Here is a 20605-nt window from a genome sequence, read left to right as displayed (position 1 = left end):
TCAGGACCAGCGGCGCAGTTCGCGGCGGGCCAGGGAGGCCCGGTGGACCTCGTCGGGGCCGTCGGCGAGGCGCAGCGTCCGGGCCTGGGCCCAGAGCGCGGCGAGCGGGGTGTCCTGGCTGACGCCGGCCCCGCCGTACGCCTGGATCGCCTTGTCGATCACCCACTCGGCCATGGCCGGGGTGGCGATCTTGATGGCCTGGATCTCGGTGTGCGCGCCCTTGTTGCCGACCGTGTCCATCAGCCAGGCGGTCTTGAGCACCAGCAGGCGGGCCTGCTCGATCCGGACCCGGGACTCGGCGATCCACTCCCGCACCACGCCCTGCTCGGCGAGCGGGCGGCCGAACGCCACCCGGTCGAGGGCGCGCCGGCAGAGCAGCTCCAGGGCCCGCTCGGCCATGCCGACCAGCCGCATGCAGTGGTGGATCCGGCCGGGACCGAGGCGGGCCTGGGCGATGGCGAAACCGGTGCCCTCGGCCCCGACCAGGTTCTCCGCCGGCACCCGGACGCCGGTGAAGTCGATCTCGGCGTGCCCGCCGTGCGGGGCGTCGCTGTAGCCGAAGACGGTCATCCCGCGCCGTACCGTCACGCCCGGGGTGTCCCGGGGGACGAGGATCATGCTCTGCTGGCGGTGCCGGTCGGCGTCCGGGTCGGTCTTGCCCATCACGATGAAGATCTCGCAGCGCGGGTCCATCGCCCCGGACGACCACCACTTGCGGCCGTCGACCACGTAGTGGTCGCCGTCGCGGGTGATCCGGGTGGCGATGTTCGTCGCGTCCGAGGAGGCGACCTCCGGCTCGGTCATGCAGAACGCGGAGCGGATCTCGCCGGCCAGCAGCGGCGCGAGCCAGCGCTCCCGCTGCGCGTCCGAGCCGAACTCGGCGAGCAGCTCCATGTTGCCGGTGTCCGGCGCGGCGCAGTTGAGCGCCTCCGGGGCCAGGTGCGGGCTGCGGCCGGTCAGTTCGGCCAGCGGCGCGTACTGGAGGTTGGTCAGGCCGGCGCCGTAACGGGCGTCGGGCAGGAACAGGTTCCACAGCCCCCGGGCCCGCGCCTCGGCCTTCAGCTCGTCCATCACCGGCGGGCGGGCCCACGGGTCGCCGGCCGCGAGCACCTGCTCGTGGTGCACCGGCTCGGCCGGGTGGACGCACTCGGTGAGGAACGCCTCCAGCCGCTGCCGCAGCTCGACCGTCCGGTCGTCGTACGCGAACTCCATCTACTTCTCCCTCACCGCGTGCAGACCGTGCGCGACCAGCGGCGCCACCATCTCGCCGATCCGGTCGAACCCCTCGCCGAGCGTCTGCCCGAGGGTGTGCCGGTAGTGGATGCCCTCGCAGATCACCGCCAGCTTGAAACAGCCGAGCGCCACGTGCCAGTGCAGCGGGCCGACGTCCACGTCGCTGCGGCCGGCGTAGCGTTCGATCAACTCGGCGCCGGTGGGGAAGCCGGCCCGGGGGCCGATGCCGTCGGCCACCGGGTTGCCCTCGGCCTGCTCGCTGTCGCCGAGCACGTCCCAGTAGGTCAGCAGCAGGCCGAGGTCGGCGAGCGGGTCGCCGAGCGTGGCCATCTCCCAGTCGAGCACGGCCCGCACCGCCACCGGGTCGACGGTGGCGAGCAGGTTGTCCAGCCGGTAGTCGCCGTGCACGATCCGACCCGCGTTCGCGCCCTCCGGCACGCTGCCGGCCAGCGCGTCGCGCAGTTCGTCGATGCCGGGCAGCGGGCGGCTGCGGGAGCGGTCGAGCTGGCCGGCCCAGCGGCGCACCTGCCGGGCCAGGTAGCCCTCCGGTCGGCCGAAGTCGGCCAGCCCGACCTCGGCCGGCTCCACCCGGTGCAGGGTGGCGAGCGTGTCCATCATCGCCATGGCCAGGTCACGCCGCTGGTCGGCGGTGAGCGCGTCGGTCTGCTCGCGCCGCCGGTAGACCTCACCGTCGACCTTCGCCATCAGGTAGAACGGCGCGCCGATCACGCTGTCGTCCGGACAGAGCAGCAGCGCCTCGGGGACCGGCACCCCGGTCGGGGCGAGCGCCGAGATCACCCGGTGCTCGCGGGCCATGTCGTGCGCGGTGGCCAGCACGTGCCCGAGCGGCGGCCGGCGCAGCACGACCTCACGGTCACCGGCGCGCAGCAGGTAGGTCAGGTTGGACTTGCCGCCGGCGATCAGCCGCGCCGACAGCGGCCCAGCCAGATCCGGCCGGTGCGTGGCGAGGTGGGCGGCGAGCCGGTCGAGGTCGAGCCCGCGTGGGGCCGGACCGGTCGGGGGCCGGGCAGCGTCGACGGCCGGATCGGTCATCCGAATAGTTGATGGCAGCTCAGCTTTCTTGTCAAGGTCGGATTTTCCCGCCGGGACATGCCGCTGCAACGGGGGCGAAATGGTCAGCCGGCAGGCTGGGCCCCAGCCTGCCGGCCGTCGGGCCGGCCCGCCGAGCGGAGGGGATCAGACATGCTGCTGAGAGTTCGGGTGACCCTGCCGGACCGACCGGGCACGCTCGGCCAGGTGGCCCGGACGCTCGGCGTCTCCGGCGCCGACATCGTGCAGGTGGTGGTCCTGGAACGGCTCGGCGGGCGGGCGGTCGACGACTTCACCGTGGTCTGGCCGGGCGCGGCGCGGGTGGAGCGGCTGCTCGCCGGGCTGGCCGCGATCCCCGGTGTCCGGGTGGACGGGGTGTGGCGGGCGATCGGCGCGCCCACCACCACCGGCCAGGACGCCGAGCTGCTCGCCCAGGTGGCGGCCAACCCGACCGACGGGGTGGCCACGCTCGTGGACGCCGTGCCCGGGCTGCTCGCGGCGGACTGGGCGGTGGCCGCCGTGGTCCCGCTGGACTGGGCCTCGCGCAGCGGCGAGTGCGGCACGGCCACGGTCGGGCACGCGAGCTGGCGGGCCCCGAGCCCGCCCCGGCTGCCCGAGGTGACCCCGCTGCGGGCCCGCGCCCTGACCGCGCCGGACGGGCACCACTACGCGGTCGCGCCGTTCGGTCGGGCCGGCCTGGTGCTGGTGGTCGCCCGCGACCACAGCGAACCGCTCGCGGCCGCCGGGTTCCACTCCACCGAGGTGGACCGGCTGGCCCAGCTGGTCCGCGCCAGCGCGGTGATCCTCGGCGACCGGCTGGACCTGGTCGGCGCGCCGCCGGTGACCACCATCACCTGACCGGTCGCGCCGCGTCACCCGGGGGCAACGGGGGCGCAACAGGCGGCCGGCAGGGTCGGGGGTGAGGAAGGGAGACAACCATGGCGCTCTGGCGGATCCGAGCCACCGTGGACGACCGGCCGGGTTACCTGTCGGTGCTCACGGCGAGCCTCGCGTTGCGCGGGGTCAACATCCTCACCGTGCAGGTGCACACCACCGAGGTCGGCGCGGTCGACGACTTCCTGGTCGACGCGCCCGAGCAGGTCACCGAGGCCGAGCTGCGGGCCGCCGTGGAGCGCGGTCGGGGCCGGGACTGCTGGGTGGCGCGCAGCGAGGCGCGCGGGTTGGCCGACGAGCCGACCCGGGTGCTCGGCCTGGCCGGCCGGCTGGTGCGCGACCCGGAGGCGGCCGGCGCGACGCTGCGGACGCTGCTCGGCGCCGACGCGGTGACCTGGCGCCCGACCCCGGCCGCCGCGCCCGGCGGCGTGGGCGGCACCACCATGCTGCTCACCGACCCGGCGGGCGGCGGCTATGAGCTGCGCCGCCGGGAGCCGAGCTTCACCCCGGCCGAGTACGCCCGGGCGCAGGCCCTGGTCGAGCTGGCGGCGACCCTGGCCCGTCGGGACGTCGACCGGGTCACGCTGGTGCTGCCGGACGGCGCGGAGGTCACGGTGCGGCCGGCCACCGTCGAGGACGTGCCGGCCGTACGCGAGCTGCACGCGGCCTGCTCGGCGCGGAGCCGGCAGCGGCGCTACCTGAGCGGGGCGGCGGACCCGTCGCCGGCGCGGCTGCGCCGACTGCTGGAGCCGGCCCGGGGGTGACAGTGCTCGCCACGGCGGGCTCCGGCGGGGCGGCGGAGCCGGTCGTGGCCATGGCCAACCTGCTCGGCGAGGGGGACGAGGCCGAGGCGGCGCTGCTGGTGCGCGACGACTGGCAGCGCCGGGGCCTCGGCTCGGCGCTGCTGCGCCGCCTGGTCGGGCACGCCGAGCGGGCCGGCTACGCCGCCGTGCTGCTGCACGTGCAGGCGGAGAACACCCCGATGCTGCGGACACTGCGCCGGCTGGACCGGCCGGTGGCGGTGGAGCGCGACGGCGCGGTGCTGACCGCGACGCTCCCGCTGGTCCCGGCGACGGCCGGGTGGCCGGCGCCCGGCGGTACGGCGGGCGCGGTGACCGGCGGACCGGCGACGGCCGGTCGCGGCGCGGGCGCCGGTGCGGTCGTGCCGGCGCAGCGGTCGGATTGAGCTGACGGTCGTCCGGTCCGACCACGGAGGTGAGCCGCAACGGCGCGGCACGCCCGAGGGGCCCGACCGGACGGCCGCAACCGGCGCCCAGTGCGCCACCCGGACCGACTCCCGATGCGGGGGACGGTGACACGGCGGGGCCCCCGGTGCGGGGGCCCCGTTCGTGTGTCGGGACGGCTCAGGTGGCCGGGTAGCTGCTGTAGTCCGGGAAGTTGCCGTAGAGGCGCCGGTCGCCGCCCACGGTGACCGCCTGGACCAGCAGGTCGCCGCCGACGAACGCGCCCTTCCAGGACGCGCCCCGGCCACCGAACGGCTCGTCCCGGTCGCCCCGGGAGCGGGGCTTGTTGATGCCCACCTTGAACGCCTGCAGGTCGACCGCCAGCTTGCCGGCCAGCTCCTCGTCGTCGCAGGCCAGCGACGCGACCAACGCGCCGTTGGAGGCGTTCATCTGGGCCAGCAGCTCGTCGGTGGTGTCCACCACGACGATGGTGTCCACCGGGCCGAACGGCTCGGCGTGCATCAGGCGGGACCGGCCGGGCGGGGCCAGCAGCACGGCGGGGGCCACGTACGCCGAGGTGTCCTGCCCGTCGAGGAACGGCGCCCCGTCGAGCTTGCCCCGGTGCAGCGGCACGGCGCCGCCGCGTACCGCCTCGTCGACCTTGCGCCGCAGCTCGTCGGCCTTGGCCGCGCTGATCAGCGGGCCGAAGTCCAGCTCCGGCAGCGGGTCGCCGGCCGACCAGTCGTCGCCGACGGCGAGCGGGTGGCCGAAGCGGACCGAGCGGACGACCGGCAGGTACATGTCGAGGAACTCGTCGACCAGGTCCCGCTGGACCACGAACCGGGGGTACGCGGTGCAGCGCTGCTTGCCGTACTCGAAGCCCTTCTTCAGGTGCGCGGCGAGCGTGTCCCACTGGGAGAAGTTCCAGATGCCCCAGGCGTTGAGGCCCTCCTGCTCGATGAAGTGCCGCTTGTCGGAGTCGAGCAGCGCCGCGGCGACCTTGCCGCCGTTGGAGCGCCCGCCGACGAACGCCACCGCGCCGATCTCGGGCGCGCGGACCAGCACCTCGGACAGTTCCTCGCCGCTGCCGGAGACCAGGGTGGCGGGCAGCCCGGCCCGGCGCATCAGCGCGTGCGCGACGGTGAGGCAGACCGCGCCGCCCTGGGACGGGGTCTTGGCGATGACCGCGTTGCCGGCCAGGAGCTGCACCAGTTCGGCGTGCACGAGCACGCTCATCGGGTAGTTCCAGGAGGCGATGTTGCTGACCGGGCCGGGCAGCGGCTCGCGGCCGTCGGCGAGCATCCGCTCGATCTCACCGACGTACCAGCGCACGCCGTCGAGCGCCCGGTCCACGTCGGCGCAGGCGAGCCGCCACGGCTTGCCGATCTCCCAGACCAGCAGCAGGGCGAGCAGGTCGCGGTGCGCGGTGAGCGCGTCGAGCGCGTCGGTGACCCGGGCGCTGCGCTCGGCCAGCGGGGTCCGGGCCCACTCCCGGTGCGCGGTGGCGGCGTGGGCGACCGCGGCCCGGGCGGCGTCGGCGTCGAGCCGGGCCAGGTTCACCAGCGTGGTGTTGTCGACCGGGCTGCGGACCGCGGTGGGCGTGCCGAGCGCCCGCCACTGGCCCTCCACGAGGTTGTGCAGCGTGGCGCCGCCGTCGGCGCTCGTGTCGAAGGCCTCGGGGGTGGCGGCCACGGCCCGGGCGAGGGTGTCGGACCAGGAGGTGCCGTCGGCGAGTCGAAGGGCCATCGCGATCTCCTCAGGTTGTCCGGGGGAGCGGCGGCGTCGATGGCACCGCTGGTGACGCGTACTGTCCCGCGGGGCCGATCGGGCGGGCAACCGTACGCTCGTATGCCAGGACGCGAGGCCCCCTCCCGTCGGTCTCCGCGCTCGGCGCGGGTGTCGCCGGCTTGACTCTGAGCTGCGGATACGCCTGCAACCCAATCATGGACATCGATGATGTGATTCATCTCCATCGGGGTTACCGACGGGTAGGGCGGCCGGGGTCCGCCGCCGTCCGTCTTCCCAAACCGCCGCGCACGCCGTTACATTGTCGCTTATCCATGGGAGCGCTCCCGCGCCTCCGCGGTCCACCCCACCACCACCACTGCGCGGCGGTCCGGCCGGCACGTCCCCGCCGGTCCGGGCCGCCGTGCGGCATCCTCCACAGGAGCTCGCCATGCTTCGACCGACCCCGCCGCCGCGCGGTCGCCCGTCCCGCCGGTGGCTCGCCGCCGGCGCCGCGCTGGTGGCCGCGCTGGCCACCGTCGCCCCGCTCCCGGCCGCCGCCGCGCCCGCCGCCGCGCAGGCCGCGCCCGCGTTCAACTACGCCGAGGCGTTGCAGAAGTCGCTGTTCTTCTACGAGGCGCAGCAGTCCGGCCGCAAGCCCTCCTGGAACCGGGTCTCCTGGCGAGGCGACTCGGGGCTCACCGACGGCGCCGACGTCGGCGTCGACCTGACCGGCGGCTGGTACGACGCCGGCGACCACGTGAAGTTCGGCTTCCCGATGGCGTTCAGCGCCACCATGCTCGCCTGGGGCGCGGTCGAGTACCGCGACGGGTACGTCGCCTCCGGCCAGCTGACGCACCTGCTCAACAACCTGCGCTTCGTCAACGACTACTTCGTCAAGGCGCACCCCGCGCCGAACGTCCTCTACGGCCAGGTGGGCAAGGGCGACGACGACCACAAGTGGTGGGGTCCGGCCGAGGTGATGCCGATGGCGCGGCCCGCGTACAAGATCGATGCGAGCTGTGGCGGCGCGGACCTGGCGGGGGAGACGGCGGCCGCGATGGCCGCCTCGTCGATGGTCTTCCGGTCCACCGACGCGGCCTACGCGGACAAGCTGCTCGGCCACGCCAAGCAGCTCTACACGTTCGCCGACACGGTGCGCAAGAGCTACCACGAGTGCATCACCGACGCGACGAGCTTCTACCGGTCGTGGAGCGGCTACCAGGACGAGTTGGTCTGGGGCGCGATCTGGCTCTACCGGGCCACCGGTGACGCCACCTACCTGGCCAAGGCGGAGAGCGAGTACGACCGGCTCGGCACCGAGCCGCAGTCCACCACCCGCTCCTACAAGTGGACCATCGCCTGGGACAACAAGCAGTTCGGCGCGTACGTGCTGCTGGCCAACCTGACCGGCAAGCAGAAGTACGTCGACGACGCCAACCGGTGGCTCGACTACTGGACCGTCGGCGTCAACGGGCAGAAGGTGCCGTACTCGCCGGGCGGGATGGCGGTGCTCGACTCCTGGGGCGCGCTGCGCTACGCCGCCAACACCGCGTTCGCCGCGCTGGTCTACAGCGACCGGACCACCGACACCACGCGCAAGGCGCGCTACCACGACTTCGCCGTGCGGCAGGTCAACTACGCGCTCGGCGACAACCCGCGCAACTCCAGCTACATGATCGGGTTCGGGAACAACGCGCCGAAGAACCCGCACCACCGCACCGCGCACGGCTCCTGGTGGGACAGCCAGACCGTGCCCACCGAGACCCGGCACGTGCTCTACGGCGCGCTGGTCGGCGGCCCGTCGGCGGCCAACGACGCGTACACCGACAGCCGGTCGGACTACGTGATGAACGAGGTGGCCACCGACTACAACGCCGGCTTCACCTCGGCGCTGGCCCGGCTGACGAACGAGTACGGCGGCAGCCCGCGCGCCGGCTTCCCGTCCGCCGAGACGCCCGACCTGGACGAGCTGACCGTGGAGACCACGGTGATGCAGGCCGAGCCGCGCGCCACCGGGCTGAAGGCGATCGTCTACAACAAGTCGGCGTTCCCGGCCCGGGCGCTCACCACCGGAAAGTTCCGCTACTACTTCCGGCCCGACGGCACCGGACCGGTCACCGTCACGCCCGGCTACACCCAGGGCTGCCCGTCGCCGTCCACCGCGAAGCAGTTCTCCGGCGACATCTGGTACGTCGAGGTCGACTGCACCGGCTGGACCATCGCGCCGGCCGGGCAGTCGCAGCACCGGATGGAGGTCCAGTTCAAGATCGGCGTGCCGGAGGGTGGCACCTGGGACCCGACGAACGACCCGTCGTACCAGGCCACCGCCGGGCCGAACCGCAAGGTTCCGCTCTGGTCCGGCGGCGTGCGGGTCTGGGGTGACGAGCCCGGCCCGGCCACTCCGGACACCACCGCGCCCAGCGTCCCCGGCACCCCGGTCGCCTCCGCCGTCACGTCCACCGGCCTCACCCTGACCTGGCCCGCCTCCACCGACACCGGTGGCAGCGGCCTGGCCGGCTACGAGGTCACCCAGGCCCAGACCGGCAGCGACGCGCTGGTGCTGCGGACCGCCACCACGAACACCCTGGCCGTGACCGGGCTGCTGCCGGAGCGGACGTACCAGTTCACCGTGCGGGCCCTCGACGGCGCCGGCAACCGGTCCGCGTCGTCGGCGGCGCTGACCGTCACCACGCCGGCCGCCCCGGCGCCGGACACCACCCCGCCGACCGCGCCCGGCACGCCCACCGCCTCCGCGATCGGCCCGACCGGCCTGACACTGACCTGGGGCCCGGCCACCGACGCCGTCGGCGTCACCGGCTACCGCGTCTACCGGGGCGGGACCGTCCTGGTCGGCTCCGCCACCGGCACCACGCTGGCGGTGACCGGGTTGACCGCCTCCACCGCGTACACCTTCACCGTGGTCGCGGTGGACGCGGCCGGCAACATCTCGCCGGCCTCGCCGCCGGTCACGGTCACCACCACGGCCCCGCCGACCGGCGGCGGCTGCGCGGTGACCTGGACGGCGAACACCTGGGACACCGGGTTCACCGCGAACATCACCGTCACCAACACCGGCACCACCGCGATCAACGGCTGGACGCTGGCCTTCACGTTCCCGAGCAGCGGGCAGAAGGCCGGGCAGGCCTGGTCGGCGAACGTCACCCAGACCGGGGCGGCCGTGACGGCGTCGAACCTGTCCTACAACGGAACCCTCGCGCCGGGTGCGTCGACGAGCTTCGGCTTCAACGGCACCCACACCGGCACCAACCCGAGGCCGTCGGCCTTCACCCTCAACGGGACGGCCTGCGCCGTCTCCTGAGCGCCGGCCCGGCGAGCGTGGTCGGTTCACCGTACTCCGGGTGGCCGACCACGCCACGCCGCCTGTCCTGCGGCGCGGGACCGGGGGCCCGGCGCACACCTTTCCGAAACTTTTCCGAAACCTGTTGTCCTGGACCGGGACCCGATGTAAGCATCGATGTTAATCGATCTTTAACCAGGGCGTCCGGTCGTAGGCACTCCGACGGCCCGGGTGCGGGCCAGTGAGGAGGCCAAGGTGGCAATCAGCCCATTCGTTCCCCGTGGCGGGAACAGGCGGCGGCGGTCGCCCGCCGTCAGAGCGCTGCTCGCCGGCGTGGTCGGCGTCGTGACAACCGCCGCGGTCGCGGTCGTCATGCCGTCGGCGAACGCCGCGGCGAGCACGCTGGGTGCGGCGGCGGCGCAGTCGGGTCGCTACTTCGGCACGGCGATCGCGGCGAGTCGGTTGAACGATTCGACGTACAGCACGATCGCGGGTCGTGAGTTCAACATGATCACGGCTGAGAACGAGATGAAGCCGGACGCGACGCAGCCGCAGCGGGGTCAGTTCAATTTCAGCTCCGGGGATCAGATCTACAACTGGGCGACGCAGCGTGGTCTGAAGGTGCGGGGTCACACGCTGGCGTGGCATGCGCAGCAGCCGGGGTGGATGCAGAGTCTGAGCGGTGGCAACCTGCGTCAGGCGATGATCGACCACATCAACGGGGTGATGGGTCACTACCGGGGCAAGTTGGCCGCGTGGGACGTGGTCAACGAGGCGTTCAACGAGGACGGCAGTCGTCGGAACTCGAATCTGCAGGGCACGGGCAACGACTGGATCGAGGTGGCGTTCCGTACGGCGCGGGCGGCGGATCCGTCGGTGAAGCTGTGTTACAACGACTACAACATCGAGAACTGGTCGTACGGCAAGACGCAGGGTGTCTACCGGATGGTCCAGGACTTCAAGTCCCGTGGTGTGCCGATCGACTGTGTGGGGTTGCAGACCCACTTCACCGGCGGTAGTTCCCTGCCGGGCAACTTCCAGACCACGCTGTCGAGCTTCGCCGCGCTCGGTGTGGACGTGGCGTTGACCGAGGTCGACGTCACCAACGCCTCCACCTCGCAGTACGCCGGGTTGACCCAGGCGTGCCTGAACGTGCCGCGTTGCATCGGCATCACGGTGTGGGGCGTGCGCGACAGCGACTCCTGGCGCTCGGGCGAGAACCCGCTGCTGTTCGACGGCGGAGGCAACAAGAAGGCCGCGTACACCTCGGTCCTCAACGCCCTCAACGCCGCCGCACCGACCTCCGGACCGACCACGACGCCGACCACCGGGCCGCCGCCGAGCGGTGGCGCCGGCCGGATCGTCGGAGCGCAGTCGGGCCGGTGCGTCGACGTGCCCAACGCCACCCAGACCAACGGCACCCGCGTCCAGCTCTGGGACTGCAACGGTCAGTCCAACCAGCAGTGGACGTACACCTCCAGCAAGCAGCTGATGGTCTACGGCAGCAAGTGCCTCGACGCGAACGGCGCGGCCACCGGGAACGGCACCGGAATCATCATCTGGGACTGCAACGGCCAGTCGAACCAGCAGTGGAACGTCAACGCCAACGGCACCATCAGCGGGGTGCAGTCCGGCCGGTGCCTGGACGTCTGGGGCACCGGCAACGGCCAGCAGATCCAGCTCTACGACTGCCACGGGCAATCCAACCAGCAGTGGCGGACCGACTTCGGCGGCACCACGCCGCCGCCGTCCTCCCCGCCGCCGTCCTCGCCCCCGCCGGGCGGCTGCGCGCTCCCGTCGACCTACCGGTGGTCGTCGACCGGCGCGCTGACCAACCCGCAGAACGGCTGGGTCTCGCTCAAGGACTTCACCAACGTGGTCTACAACGGCAAGCACCTGGTCTACGGGTCGAACGTCAACAGCAGCGGCCAGTACGGCTCGATGAACTTCAGCCTGTTCACGAACTGGTCCGACATGGCCTCGGCCAGCCAGACCGGAATGAGCCAGGGCACGGTGGCGCCCACGCTGCTCTACTTCGCGCCGAAGAACATCTGGGTGCTGGCGTACCAGTGGGGACCGACCTCGTTCAGCTACAAGACGTCGAGCGACCCGACCAACGCCAACGGCTGGTCCTCGGCGCAGACGCTCTCCACCGCCACCCTCCCCGACGCCCCGTACGGCGTGATCGACCAGACGCTCATCGGCGACGACCAGAACATGTACCTGTTCTTCGCCGGGGACAACGGCAAGATCTACCGGTCGAGCATGCCGCTCGGGAACTTCCCGGGCAGCTTCGGTTCGAGCTACACGACGATCATGACCGACTCGACCAACAACCTGTTCGAGGGCGTCGAGGTCTACAAGGTGGCGGGCCAGAACCAGTACCTCATGATCGTCGAGGCGATCGGGAGCCAGGGACGCTACTTCCGGTCGTTCACGTCCAGCAGCCTGAGCGGCACGTGGACCCCGCAGGCGGCCAGCGAGAGCAACCCCTTCGCCGGCAAGGCCAACAGCGGCGCGACGTGGACCAACGACATCAGCCACGGTGACCTGGTCCGCACCAACCCCGACCAGACCAAGACCGTCGACGCCTGCAACCTGCAGTTGCTGTACCAGGGCAAGAACCCGAGTGCGGGCGGCGACTACAACCTGCTGCCGTGGCGGCCGGCGGTGCTGACCCTCCAGCGCTAGGTGCCACACCGTCCGAGGACAGCGTGCCCGGCACCCGTGCGGTGCCGGGCACGCTGTCCGACGGGTGACGTCCCGGCCGGACGGCCGAATTCGGGGCGATCGCCGACCGGCCACCCCGGTAGCCTCCCGGCATGCCCGAGCTGATCACCCCGACCATCCGCCTGCACCGGTCCTGGCTGGCCGCCCGGGACGAGTGGGGGCGTGGCGTGCACCAGGACGGCGCGGGGTTGCGCCCCACCGACGACGTCGACACCCCGGCCGGCTTCGCCGCATGGGTGGACGGGCTGCGCGCCGGGGAGGACGAGTCCCGACTGCCAGAGGGCATGGTGCCGGCGCTCTACTGGTGGATCGTCGAGGAGGACGAGGTGCTCGGGGCGATCTCGCTGCGGCTGCGCCTCAACGACTTCCTGCGCGGGGCCGGCGGCCACATCGGCTACGGGGTGCGCCCCTCGGCCCGGCGGCGCGGGCTGGCCACCTTCGCGCTCGGCGCCGCGCTCGCCGAGGCGGCCCGGCGCGGCATCGACCCGGTGCTGGTCACCTGCGACGTGGAGAACACCGCCTCGGCGCGGACCATCGAGCGGCACGGCGGGGTGCTGGAGGACGTCCGCGACACCGAACTGGGCCGGCTGCGCCGGTACTGGATCGCCACCCGCTGACTCAGCCGGGCAGGTCCTCGGCGAGCAGGTCCATCAGCAGCGCGTCGTGCCAACGCCCGTCCGCCCCGCGCTCGTAGCGGCGCATGATGCCCACCGGGCGGAACCCCACCTTCGCGTACGCGCGGATCGCCGCCGTGTTCGCCGCCGCCGGGTCGATGGTGAACCGGTGGTGGCCGTACTCGTCGACCAGGTGCCGGGCCAGCGTGCGCACGGCGTCCCCGCCCAGCCCGGCGCCGCGTGCCGCCGGGTCGAGGAAGATGTCCAGGCTGGCGTGGCGGTAGTCCGGGTCGGTCTCGGCGTACCACTGGATCGCGCCGACCAGCCGGCCGGAGTGCTCGATCGCGTAGACGGTCAGCGCCTCGTCGGCCAGGTCGGCGCGGACCGCCTCGACCAGGTCGTCCCCGCCGCGCCACCAGCGGCGCACCTCCGGGGTGGCCCGGATCGCGGCCAGCGCGGGCACGTCCTCGTCCGTCGCCGGTCGCAGCGTCACCGCCCGTCCCCGCAGCACGCCTCAGCCCCGCCGCTCGCCGTGCTCGACGCAGACCGCCGACCAGCCGGTCGGCACGACCTGCACCTTCATCCGCCGCCGGCAGGACGCGCACCAGCGCGGCGGCTCCAGCGCCCGGGCCGCCGCGCACGCCGGGTGCGGGCCGGCCGCGACCGACTCGCCGCACCTGTCGCACCAGAGCGCGGCGGGGAGGGCCGTGGCGGGGGAGGGTTCGGTCACCGCTGCCTCACAGGGTCGCCGAGAGCGCCTTCACCGGCATCTTCAGGTCTTCCAGCAGCTTCAGGTCGTCGGTCGCCGGCCGACCCAGCGTGGTCAGGTAGTTGCCGACGATGACCGCGTTGATGCCGCCGAGCAGACCCTCGCGGGTGCCGAGGTCACCGAGGGTCAGCTCGCGGCCGCCCGCGTAGCGCAGGATGGTGCGCGGCATGGCCAGCCGGAACGCGGCGATGGCCCGCAGCGCGTCCTTGCCCTCGACCGTCGGGCGGTCACCCAGCGGCGTGCCCGGACGCGGGTTGAGGAAGTTCAGCGGCACCTCGTGCGGGTCCAGCTCGGCGAGCTGGGCGGCGAACTCGGCACGCTGCTCGACCGTCTCGCCGAGCCCGAGGATGCCGCCGCAGCAGACCTCCATGCCGGACTCGCGGACCATCCGCAGCGTCTCCCAGCGCTCCTCCCAGGAGTGCGTGGTGACCACGTTGGGGAAGTAGGAGCGGCAGGTCTCCAGGTTGTGGTTGTAGCGGTGCACGCCCATCTCGACCAGCTCGTCGACCTGCTCCTGGGTGAGCATGCCGAGCGAGGCGGCGACCTGGATGTCGACGGCGGCGCGGATGGCGGCCACGCCCTCGCGCATCTGCGTCATCAGCCGGGCGTCCGGGCCGCGCACGGCGGCCACGATGCAGAACTCGGTCGCCCCGGTCGCCGCGGTCTGCTTCGCGGCCTCGACCAGCGCCGGGATGTCCAGCCAGACCGAGCGCACCGGCGAGGTGAACAGGCCGGACTGGGAGCAGAAGTGGCAGTCCTCCGGGCAGCCGCCGGTCTTGAGCGAGACGATGCCCTCGACCTCGACCTCCGGGCCGCACCACCGCATCCGGACCTCGTGGGCGAGCTGGAGGGCGGCGGGCAGGTGCTCGTCGGGCAGGTTCAGCACGGCGAGGATGCCGGCCTCGTCGAGGCCGACGCCGTTCTCCAGCACCCGGGTCCGGGCCTGGTCGAGGATCTCTGGCATGGCTCGTAACCTAACAGGCCGCCGAGACACCGGGAAACCGCTGGCGAGCCGGGACCGCGCCACGCCGGGGCGGTCCGCCCGGGTGGTAACTTCGCCCCGCGGAAGCGCCCGGCGGGGCGGGGAGTCGGCGGGAGGGGACGGCAGGTGGCGGACTGGCTGGCGGCCCTGGACCGCCGGGCCGAGCTGCGGGCCCGGGCCGGTCTGACCCGCACGCTGCGCCCGCGGGCCGCCGACGACGCCGTGGTCGACCTGGCCGGCAACGACTACCTCGGCCTGGCCACCCACCCGCAGGTCACCGCCGCCGCCGCGCGGGCCCTCTCCGGGTACGGGCTGGGCGCCACCGGGTCGCGCCTGGTGCGCGGCTCCACCGACCTGCACCACGCGCTGGAGGACGACCTGGCCGGCTGGCTCGGCGTCGACCGGGCGCTGGTGTTCTCCTCCGGCTACCTGGCCAACCTCGCCGCGGTCCGGGGCCTGACGCAGCCGCGTACGCTGCTCGTCTCCGACGCCCACAACCACGCCTCGCTGATCGACGGCTGCCGCATCTCCGGCGCGGAGACGGTGGTGACGCCGCACGCGGACGTGGCGGCGGTGGAGGCGGCGCTGGCCGCCGCGCCGGGCCGACCGGCGGTGGTGGTGACCGAGTCGGTCTTCTCGGTCGACGGCGACCTGGCCCCGCTCGCGCGGCTGCACGCGGTGGCCCGCCGGCACGGCGCGCTGCTGCTGGTCGACGACGCGCACGCGCTCGGCGTCACCGGTCCGGCCGGGGCCGGCGGGGTGGCCGCCGCCGGGCTGGCCGGCGCGCCGGACGTGGTGGTCACGGCGACGCTGTCCAAGGCGCTCGGCGGGGCGGGCGGCGTGGTCGCCGGGCCGGCCGAGTTCGTCCGGCACCTGGTGGAGACCGGGCGCACGTTCATCTTCGACACCGCGTTGCCGCCGGCGGTGGCGGCCGGGGTACGCGCCGCGGTGCGGCTGGCCCGGGCCGGGGACGCGCTCCGCGCCGAGCTGGCCGACCGGGCCGCGCTCGCGGTGCGGGTGCTGGGCGAGGCGGGCCTGTCGGTCTCCGCGCCGGACGCGGCAGTGGTGTCGGTGACCGCGCCCGGCCCGGAGGCGGCCACCGCCTGGGCCGCCGCCTGCCGCGACCGGGGTGTGGCGGTCGGCTGCTTCCGACCCCCGTCCACGCCGGACAGCCGGTCCCGGCTGCGGCTGACCATCGGCGCCGGGGTGGACCGGGCCGACTTCGCCCGGGCCCTGGACGTGATCGTGGCGTGTGCGCGGGAGGTCTCATGAGCGACGGCTGGACCGGACCGGTGCTGGTGACCGGCACGGACACAGAGATCGGCAAGACCGTGGTGACCGCGGCCGTCGCCGCCGCCGCGCAGGCCGCCGGCCTGCGGGTCGCGGTGGTCAAGCCCGGCCAGACCGGTACGGCCACCGGTGAGCCCGGCGACGTCGACTCGGTGACCCGGCTCGCCGCCCCGCTCACCGGCCGGACGCTGGCCAGCTACCCGGACCCGCTCGCCCCGCTCGCCGCCGCCCGGGTCGCCGAGCTGCCGCCGCTGGAGCTCTACACCGCCGTCGACGCGATCCGCGAGGAGGCCGACAAGCACGACCTGGTGCTGGTCGAGGGCGCCGGCGGGCTGCTCGTACCGATGGGGTTGCGCCCGTCCGGCGAGCCCTGGACGGTGGCCGACCTGGCCGTGTCGCTCGGCGCGCCGGCGGTGGTGGTGACCCGGGCCGGCCTGGGCACGCTCAACCACACCGCGTTGACGCTGGAGGCGCTGGAGCGGCGGGCCGTCCCGGCCGGCGTGGTGATCGGCGCCTGGCCGGCGGAGCCGGAGCTGGTGCACTGGCTCAACCTGTCCGAGCTGGTGCCGAACCTGCTCGGCGCGGTCCCGGCCGGCGCCGGCGGCATGGACCCCGGCGTGTTCCGCCGGTCCGCCCCCGGCTGGCTCACCCCCGCCCTCTACGGCGTGCTCGACGACTGGCGGGCGTGGGCCGAGGAGACCTGACCTTCGTCGGTGTCCGGGCCTCCCAGCGGTGGGTAGCGTGACCGCCGTGGAACCGCGCCCGCTGTCGCCCGCGGCCCGACGCCGGGCCGGTGACCTGCTGCTCTGGGCCGTTCTCGCCGCGCCGGCGACGTCGGCCCGGCTCAGCCCGCCATGGCAGCCGTACGACGTGCCGCTGTTGGCCGTCGTGCTTGCGCTGCTCGCCGGCTCGGTCGTGGTGGCTCGCCGGTGGCCGCTCGTGGCGGTGCTGGCGGTGGTGGCCGGTTCGCTGGTCGACGGCAACGTGGTGTTCGCCATCCCGGTCTTCGGCTACCTGGCCGGGCGGCGCAGCGCCCGGGCGGCCCCGGCGGCGGTCGTGTTCGCCGCCATCGCGGTCACCGGCACCGGGCTCAACCTCGGGCTGCTCGGCACCGAGCCGGCGGTCTGGTTCCAGCTCGCCTCGGTGCTGCTCTTCGCCGGCGTGTTCCCCTGGCTGCTGGGTCGGCTGCGACGGCAGCACCGGGCGCTCGCCGATGCCGGGCGGCGGCACGCCGAGGACGAGCGGCGGGCCGCGGTGGAGCGGGTACGCCTGCGCGAGCGGGCCCGGATCGCCCAGGACATGCACGACTCGCTCGGGCACGACCTGAGCCTCATCGCGCTGCGGGCCGGCGCGTTGGAGCTGGCGCCGGACCTGCCCGGCGCCCACCGGGCGGCGGCGGGGGAGCTGCGGGCCAGCGTCGCCGCCGCCACCGAGCGGCTGCACGAGGTGATCGGGCTGCTGCGGGAGGACCGGCCCGGCCCGCTGCGTCCGCCGGGGGAGACCGTCACCGACCTGGTCGACGGCGCCCGGGACGCCGGCATGACCGTCGACCTGCGCGCCGGGCCCGCCGACGCCGACCTGCCGCCGCTGGTGGCGCACGCCGTGCACCGGGTGGTCCGGGAGGCGCTGACGAACGCCGCCCGCTACGCCCCGGGCGCCCCGGTCACGGTGACGGTGGACCGGGGCGTCGACACGGTGACCGTCGTGGTGGTCAACCCGCCGCCGCCGGCCGCCGCGCTGCCCGGACCGGCGTCGCACGGCTCCGGGCTGCTGGCGCTGCGCGAGCGGGTCCGCCTCGCCGGTGGCCTCCTGGACGCCGGTTCCCGCGACGGCGGGTGGGCGGTCACCGCCCGTCTCCCGCTGACCTCGGCCGCCCCGCCCACCGCCCACCCGGTCACCGATGCCACGCCGACCGGAGGCCCGGTGCCCACCGCCGCCCGGCTCGACGACGGCCGGCGGGAGGGCGACGTCGGCGGCGCGGCGGTCGACGGGCCGCACCGGCACGACCGGCCCGGCGACGCGGCGTCGCGGCTGCGGGAGGCGCGCCGGCGGCTGCGGCGCAGCCTGCTCGTCGCGATCGGCGTGCCGGCCGGGCTGGCCCTGGCGCTCGCGCTGGTCTACTACCCGATGGCCACGGCCGGCGCGGTGCTGGACCGGTCCGGCTACGACCGGCTGCGGCTGGGCGAGCAGCGCGACACGCTCGGGCTGCCCCGCCGGCAGGCCGACCCGCCGGCGACCGGCGCCGCCCCGGGCTGCGAGTTCTACACCGACGGGAACTTCCCGTTCGCCGAGGCGACCTGGCGACTCTGCTTCACCGACGGGCGGCTGACCAGCAAGGAGCGGATCGAGGAATGAGCGACGACCACGGGCGCCCGCTGCGGGTGGTGCTCGCCGACGACGAGGCGATGGTCCGGGCCGGGGTCCGGGCGATCCTGGCCGCTGATCCGGGCATCGAGGTGGTCGGCGAGGCGGGCGATGGCCACGCCGCGGTCGAGCTGGTCCGCGCGCACCGCCCCCGGGTGGCGCTGCTGGACGTCCGGATGCCGCGCTGCGACGGGCTGAGCGCGGCGGCGCAGATCCGCCGGCTGGTGCCGGAGACCGCCGCGGTCATGCTCACCACGTTCGGCGACGACGACCTGATCGCCCGGGCGCTCGGCCACGGCGCCGCCGGGTTCCTGCTCAAGTCCGGCGACCCGAGGGAGCTGCTGGCCGGCGTCCGGGCGGTCGCCGACGGCGGGGCGTACCTGTCGCCGCGGGTGGCCCGCCGGGTGATCGAGCTCAGCGGCGGCCGGCTCGCCCGCGCCCCGTACGCGCGGGACCGGCTGGCAGGGCTGACCGACCGGGAACGGGAGGTGCTCGCGCTGGTCGGGGCGGGCCTGTCCAACGCCGAGATCGCCCGGCGGCTGCACCTGGTCGAGGGCACCGTGAAGAGCTACCTGACCAGCGTCTTCACCCGGCTGGACGTGCGCAACCGGGTGCAGGCGGCGATCCTCGCGTACGAGGCGGGGCTGGTCCCGCCGTCCGGCTGACCAGCCCCGCCCCGCTCAGGCGTCGCGTCGGGCCAGCGCCCACCGGCCCAGCGCCAGCGCGGCGGCGGCCCAGCCGGCGAGCAGCAGCAGCCCCACGGCCGCCGGGTAGGGCTCGGTGTCCCCGGCCAGGAAGTGGTTGCCCGCGACGCCGGGGAACGCGTCGGCGATCCGGGTGAGCACGGTGATCTCCGGCTCCTGCAACGACAGCGGCACGATCATCAGCGCGGCGAACAGCACGGTCAGGGTCAGCACCGCGCCGCGCAGCGCCGCGGCCAGCCCGAGCGCCAGCACACCCAGCAACGCCAGGTACGCGGCGCAGGCGAACACGTCCGCCACGGTGCCGCCGAGCGGGGCCCGGCCCCACTCGCCCAGCACCGGCCGGGCCACCACCGCGCCGAGGACGCCGAGCAGCAGCCCGACGCCGAACGTCACCGCGCCGACCACGAGCGCCTTGGCCGCGAGCACCCGGCCCCGGGACGGGGTGCAGCGCAGCGTGGTGCGAATGGTGCCGGTGGCGAACTCGCTGGTGATCGCGAACAGGCCCAGGGCCAGCACGACGTACTGGGTCAGCTCCAGCGAGCCGGCCACCACCTCGCCGACGTCGAGCACCCCCGGGTTCACCGTCGGGTCGTCGTCGGTGTTGGCGTTGACCGCGTAGATGGCGAGCTGGGCGCTGGTGGCCGCCATGGTCAGCGCCGCCGCCAGCAGGGTCCACCAGGTGGAGCGGACCGACCAGAGCTTCGTCCACTCGGCGGCCACCGCGCCGGCGAGCGGGTGGCCGGCCGGGGCCGGTCGGGACGCCGGGCGGGTCGGGTCGAGCGTGGGCAGCGTGGTCATCGGGTTCCGCCTCCGGTCGGGCCGGCGGCGTACTCCACGCTGTCGGCGGTCAGCTCCAGGAACGCCTCCTCCAGGGAGGGCGCGATCGGGGTCAGCTCGTGCAGCCGCACCCCCCGCTCGTACGCGAGGTCGCCGACCCGGCCGGCGGTGCTGCCGGCCACGGTCAGCGTGTCCCCGTCGGTGGTGACCGTGGCGCCCTCGGCGGTCAGCCGCTCGCCCAGCGCGGCGAGCGCGGCCGGCTCGGGCCCGCGTACCCGGACCGCGGCGGCGGGTCGCGCGGCGATCAGCTCGGCCAGCGGCGCGTCCGCGACCAGCCGACCCCGGCCGAGCACCACCACCCGGTCGGCGGTCTGCTGCATCTCGCTCATCAGGTGGCTGGAGATCAGCACGGTGCGCCCCTCGTCGGCGAGGCGCCGGGTGAACCCGCGGATCCAGCGCACGCCGTCCGGGTCGAGCCCGTTGACCGGCTCGTCGAGCAGCAGCACCGGCGGGTCGCCGAGCAACGCGCCGGCGATCCCGAGCCGCTGCCCCATGCCCAGCGACAGCGCCCGGCCCGGCTTGCCGGCGGCGCGGTCGTCCAGGCCGACCAGGTCGAGCACCTCGGCCACCCGCCGGGCCGGTACGCCGTTGCTGCGCGCCATCGCCCGCAGGTGCGCCGCGCCGGACCGGGCCGGGTGCACGCCGGTGGCGTCGAGCAGCGCGCCGACCTCGTACAGCGGGTGCCGCAGGGTGCGGTAGTCCCGGCCGTTCACCAGCGCCGTCCCGGCGGTGGGCCGGTCCAGGCCGAGCACCATCCGCATGGTGGTGGACTTGCCGGCGCCGTTCGGGCCGAGGAACCCGGTGACCTGGCCGGGGCGGATTTCGACGGTCAGGCCGTCGACGGCGGTCACCCCGCCGAACCGTTTCGTCAACCCACGAAGTGTGATCATGCGGGGACGCTATGCGGCGGCGGCGGAGCGGCGCCGCT

16 protein-coding genes and 1 pseudogene are annotated in these 20605 nt (G+C 74.5%); 9 read left to right on the top strand and 8 right to left on the bottom strand.

Annotated features, from left to right (window positions below; translation table 11 throughout):
* On the bottom strand, positions 1-1212 hold the full coding sequence (locus CO540_RS10830) for an acyl-CoA dehydrogenase family protein (protein ID WP_099161933.1): 1212 nt from the start codon (positions 1210-1212) through the stop codon (positions 1-3).
* Entirely contained in the window at positions 1213-2286 is a 1074-nt protein-coding gene (locus tag CO540_RS10825) for a phosphotransferase family protein (protein ID WP_099161932.1), read from the bottom strand.
* A 150-nt stretch (positions 2287-2436) separates the two neighbouring features.
* On the opposite strand from CO540_RS10825, the gene CO540_RS10820 reads away from it, so the two are divergent.
* Entirely contained in the window at positions 2437-3141 is a 705-nt protein-coding gene (locus tag CO540_RS10820; protein ID WP_098745747.1) for an amino acid-binding protein, read from the top strand.
* A 569-nt stretch (positions 3142-3710) separates the two neighbouring features.
* Positions 3711-4255 (top strand): annotated as a pseudogene (locus CO540_RS30890) (N-acetyltransferase family protein); the annotation flags it as partial.
* A gap of 286 nt (positions 4256-4541) precedes the next feature.
* Here CO540_RS30890 and CO540_RS10810 read toward each other — a convergent pair.
* The gene (locus tag CO540_RS10810) at positions 4542-6107 is read right to left on the bottom strand and encodes an aldehyde dehydrogenase family protein (protein WP_099161931.1); all 1566 of its coding nucleotides are present in this window, start codon (positions 6105-6107) and stop codon (positions 4542-4544) included.
* A 430-nt stretch (positions 6108-6537) separates the two neighbouring features.
* Between CO540_RS10810 and CO540_RS10805 the strand changes: the two genes are divergently transcribed.
* The 3 genes from CO540_RS10805 (at position 6538) to CO540_RS10795 (ending at position 12734) form a co-directional block, all read left to right on the top strand.
* Entirely contained in the window at positions 6538-9408 is a 2871-nt protein-coding gene (locus CO540_RS10805) for a glycoside hydrolase family 9 protein (protein WP_099161930.1), read from the top strand.
* A gap of 234 nt (positions 9409-9642) precedes the next feature.
* The gene (locus CO540_RS10800; RefSeq protein WP_099164704.1) at positions 9643-12078 is read left to right on the top strand and encodes a non-reducing end alpha-L-arabinofuranosidase family hydrolase; all 2436 of its coding nucleotides are present in this window, start codon (positions 9643-9645) and stop codon (positions 12076-12078) included.
* Between the two features lie 131 nt (positions 12079-12209).
* Positions 12210-12734 carry a GNAT family N-acetyltransferase gene (locus CO540_RS10795; protein ID WP_099161929.1) on the top strand — a complete coding sequence of 175 codons (525 nt, stop codon included), beginning with the start codon at positions 12210-12212 and terminating at the stop codon, positions 12732-12734.
* Between the two features lies 1 nt (position 12735).
* Here CO540_RS10795 and CO540_RS10790 read toward each other — a convergent pair whose 3' ends face one another.
* The 3 genes from CO540_RS10790 to bioB are packed head-to-tail and all read right to left on the bottom strand — an operon-like array spanning position 12736 to position 14464.
* Entirely contained in the window at positions 12736-13242 is a 507-nt protein-coding gene (locus tag CO540_RS10790; RefSeq protein ID WP_098745743.1) for a GNAT family N-acetyltransferase, read from the bottom strand.
* A gap of 3 nt (positions 13243-13245) precedes the next feature.
* Positions 13246-13461: a hypothetical protein gene (locus CO540_RS10785; protein ID WP_099161928.1), complete on the bottom strand. Its 216-nt coding sequence runs from the start codon at positions 13459-13461 to the stop codon at positions 13246-13248.
* A gap of 7 nt (positions 13462-13468) precedes the next feature.
* The gene (gene bioB, locus CO540_RS10780; RefSeq protein WP_091579258.1) at positions 13469-14464 is read right to left on the bottom strand and encodes a biotin synthase BioB; all 996 of its coding nucleotides are present in this window, start codon (positions 14462-14464) and stop codon (positions 13469-13471) included.
* Between the two features lie 144 nt (positions 14465-14608).
* Here bioB and CO540_RS10775 point away from each other — a divergent pair, with 144 nt between their 5' ends.
* The 4 genes from CO540_RS10775 to CO540_RS10760 are packed head-to-tail and all read left to right on the top strand — an operon-like array spanning position 14609 to position 18801.
* Positions 14609-15754: an 8-amino-7-oxononanoate synthase gene (locus tag CO540_RS10775; RefSeq protein ID WP_099161927.1), complete on the top strand. Its 1146-nt coding sequence runs from the start codon at positions 14609-14611 to the stop codon at positions 15752-15754.
* The gene (gene bioD / locus CO540_RS10770; protein ID WP_091579249.1) at positions 15751-16476 is read left to right on the top strand and encodes a dethiobiotin synthase; all 726 of its coding nucleotides are present in this window, start codon (positions 15751-15753) and stop codon (positions 16474-16476) included. Before CO540_RS10775 ends, bioD begins: the two co-directional genes overlap by 4 nt.
* Positions 16477-16513: 37 nt before the next feature.
* Positions 16514-18127, top strand: a complete 1614-nt coding sequence (locus CO540_RS10765; RefSeq protein WP_099161926.1) for a sensor histidine kinase — start codon at positions 16514-16516, stop codon at positions 18125-18127.
* Positions 18124-18801 carry a response regulator transcription factor gene (locus CO540_RS10760; protein ID WP_099161925.1) on the top strand — a complete coding sequence of 226 codons (678 nt, stop codon included), beginning with the start codon at positions 18124-18126 and terminating at the stop codon, positions 18799-18801. Before CO540_RS10765 ends, CO540_RS10760 begins: the two co-directional genes overlap by 4 nt.
* 15 nt (positions 18802-18816) lie before the next feature.
* On the opposite strand, the gene CO540_RS10755 is transcribed toward CO540_RS10760, so the two are convergent.
* The gene (locus CO540_RS10755; RefSeq protein WP_099161924.1) at positions 18817-19638 is read right to left on the bottom strand and encodes an ABC transporter permease; all 822 of its coding nucleotides are present in this window, start codon (positions 19636-19638) and stop codon (positions 18817-18819) included.
* Positions 19635-20567, bottom strand: coding sequence for an ABC transporter ATP-binding protein (locus CO540_RS10750; RefSeq protein WP_099161923.1), 933 nt, complete (start codon positions 20565-20567; stop codon positions 19635-19637). The genes CO540_RS10755 and CO540_RS10750 overlap by 4 nt, the downstream gene beginning before the upstream one ends.
* Positions 20568-20605 lie beyond the last annotated feature (38 nt).

It is taken from the genome of Micromonospora sp. WMMA2032 (assembly GCF_002688545.1).
GTDB lineage: Bacteria > Actinomycetota > Actinomycetes > Mycobacteriales > Micromonosporaceae > Micromonospora > Micromonospora sediminicola.
The sequence above is the reverse complement of the archived record's forward strand: the minus strand, read 5'-3'. Positions and strand labels throughout refer to the sequence as shown.